The sequence below is a fragment of the Geobacillus sp. ZGt-1 genome, assembly GCF_001026865.1.
Taxonomy (GTDB): domain Bacteria; phylum Bacillota; class Bacilli; order Bacillales; family Anoxybacillaceae; genus Geobacillus; species Geobacillus thermoleovorans.
Genome location: NZ_LDPD01000026.1, coordinates 67,031 through 70,048, shown reverse-complemented (window position 1 = coordinate 70,048; position 3,018 = coordinate 67,031). Strand labels below are relative to the sequence as shown.

The following is a 3,018-nucleotide window of genomic DNA, read 5'->3' as shown; positions in this document are numbered from 1 at the left end:
CTGCCACCGCCGATGCCGTCCGCCGTTTCCAACAAGCGGCCAAACTCCCAGCGACCGGCATTGTTGACGGCGAAACATACGAGCGCCTGATCGGACAAGCCCCTGCGGCGAAGCTGGACGTCATCGAACTCGTCGCCGATGCGGCTGAGTTGCTCGGAACCCCATACGTTTGGGGCGGCGATGCGCCGGAAGAGGGATTTGACTGCAGCGGCTTCATTTTCTACCTGTTCCAGCAACAAGGCGTCCCCATCCCGCGCACCGTCGCCTTGATGTGGAATGCAGGCGTATCGGTTTCCGCCCCGGAAGTCGGCGACATCGTCTTTTTCGCCACGACCACCAACGGCCCATCGCATGCCGGCATCTATATCGGCAACGGCCAGTTCATCCATAGCGGCGCTTCGACCGGCGTGACGACGAGCCGCCTCGACCAATCGTATTGGAAACAGCGGTACTTGGGGGCGAAGCGGTTCTTTTAGCATGCTGGAACGACAACGATGACCAAAATGAGGAGGAAAACGAAGATGAAACATGCATCCCAAATGGCAGCCGCCATCTGCCTCGCCGCCGCCATCGCCCTCGGAGGAAATGGACAAACAGTTGACGCCGCCGTCCAATGGGGGCAAGTCCAATGGAAACAAGGCATGATCGGCAAAGTCGTCATTTTGCGCGACACGCCTCTATACCGCCTGAACGGAGCGGCATGGCAGACCGCCATGACGGTGAAACAAGGGCGCGAGTATCGCGTCTACAGCCAAAAACGGGCAGGCGGCGCCGTCTATTACAGCCTCGGCGGTGGACTGTATGCCAAACAAGGGGACGCCATCCAATACGTGCCGTTCACAAAAGACGAACTTCTCGCCCTTGTCGCCCGCTCATTGAAAGGGCAATACATTCTTCAGGCAGGAAATGAATCCGTTCCGTTCGTCATTGAGCGGCAAAAAGGAAATCGTCTGTTCGGCTGGTACTTATACGGCCAAAATATGTCATTGCCGCTTGAAGGCCGCATCGACGGCGCAACGGTGACGCTCTCCATTTTCTTCAACGACAACGCCGAAGCGATCGCCGACTCGATCTCTTACTTAAAAGCGTACAACGTGCCGAAGGAAGAGATCGAAAAAATCGCCGAACAGCTCGCCAACAGCGGCGATTACGCCATGCAGCTGCAATTTTCCATCACGAACAGCCCGGAACAATTCGCAGGACAGTTCCGCTTTCTCGATTTGTACTTGAATGACCGCTATGACGTCGTCAAAATGACGCTTGGCCAACCGATGGACGTCACGGTGAAGAAAAACGATTGATGTTTTTGCACAAAATGTTTGCCAACCAAAACCATCAAACTGCCAAAATATCGTTCTAAATTTCTGTTACAGGCATATTCATATCAATGTCGCCATCGATGGCAATAATTTCAAAGGCATATTCTCTAAAAAATTTGTATTTAGGACTAGAATTTAGAAGAAAAATGTATTATTATAGGAGACGTGGAGCATTGAGGAATTATGCTCAAGTGCTAGCAACAGATGCTAGGCTTTCTAATCAGCCCAGCATCTAGCCGTCAAGGATGATATTGGTTGATGTTAGCACCTTTTAGGCAATGAATCTACTAAACGGAAACGTTTAGTACCCATTGCTCTAAAGTTTCATAAAAACGAAGGGGGATTTTGGGCTTTATGGACAAAAAGAAAGCAGTCAAACTCGCCACAGCCAGCGCTGTAGCAGCGAGCGCTTTCGTCGCAGCCAACCCGCATGCTTCCCAAGCAGCCACGGACGTTGCGACGGTCGTCAGCCAAGCGAAAGCGCAAATGAAGCAAGCGTACTATACGTACAGCCACACGGTAACGGAAACGGGCCAATTCCCGGACATTAACGATGTATACGCAGCCTACAACAAAGCAAAACAAGCGTATGCGAACGCTGTCGCTGTTGTGAACAAAGCCGGCGGCGCGAAAAAAGACGCGTATTTGGCTGACTTGCAAGCTACATACGAAACGTATGTATTCAAAGCCAACCCGAAATCGGGCGAAGCGCGCGTGGCTACGTACATCGACGCTTACAACTATGCGACAAAATTAGACGCGATGCGTCAAGAACTCAAAGCAGCCGTCGATGCGAAAGATCTGAAAAAAGCAGAAGAGCTCTACCACAAAATTTCGTACGAGCTCAAAACGCGCACGGTCATCCTTGATCGCGTATACGGCCAAACGACGCGCGAACTCCTCCGTTCGACGTTCAAAGCCGATGCTCAAGCATTGCGCGACAGCTTGATCTACGACATCACCGTTGCCATGAAAGCTCGTGAAGCGCAAGACGCCGTCAAAGCCGGCAACTTGGACAAAGCGAAAGCTGCGCTTGACCAAGTCAACCAATACGTATCGAAAGTAACCGATGCGTTCAAAGCTGAACTGCAAAAAGCAGCACAAGACGCCAATGCGGCGTATGAAGCGGCGTTGCCTCCAAAAGTGGAAAGCGTAACAGCTGTTAACGCAAAAACATTGGAAATCAAGTTTAACAAAGCGGTTGATGCCGCAACAGTAATCGACAACAAAGGCACAAGCGACACGTCCGATGACGTCGTGAAAACAACCGCCATCACGCTCACGGCGATTGATGGCCAAGGAACGGTTTCCACCGTGAAGGCATCGTTGAGCGATGATAAGAAAACGTTAAAATTAGTGGCTGATGGCGCTCAATTTTTCACGAAACGCTATGTTGTCGACATTAAAAACGTCAAGACATTGGACGGCAAAGATGTGCCTGCCTACACGACGACGATTGACACGACTGATTCGGTAAGACCGAGCGTTCTGTCGTCTTCTTACGCGGATAACGGCTTGACGCTGAAAGTGAAATTCTCTGAACCGCTTGCCAGCGTAGGAACAGTTAAACTGTACGACGGAACAACCGAAATCTCGGTTTCTCCGAAATTCACGGCTGGCGACGATGAAATGACAATCAATCTCGCTTCCTCGTCTGTGCCGGTGAATAAAGACTTGACGCTGAAAATCTTTGGCGCCG

The 3,018-nt window shown here is 51.3% G+C and carries 2 protein-coding genes and 1 pseudogene; all 3 read left to right on the top strand.

Features of this window, described 5'->3' with window-relative positions:
- Positions 1-476: C40 family peptidase (locus VU18_RS20620; RefSeq protein WP_047758352.1), on the top strand; the 476-nt coding region annotated here is incomplete at its 5' end.
- A 45-nt stretch (positions 477-521) separates the two neighbouring features.
- Positions 522-1,301: a hypothetical protein gene (locus VU18_RS13915; protein ID WP_011232657.1), complete on the top strand. Its 780-nt coding sequence runs from the start codon at positions 522-524 to the stop codon at positions 1,299-1,301.
- Between the two features lie 372 nt (positions 1,302-1,673).
- Positions 1,674-3,018: pseudogene (locus VU18_RS13910) on the top strand (S-layer protein); the annotation flags it as partial.

What these genes read in the sequence shown, in the direction of transcription:
- VU18_RS13915 (WP_011232657.1), top strand. Translation starts at nt 522, where the DNA reads ATGAAACATGCATCCCAAATGGCAGCCGCCATCTGCCTCGCCGCCGCC.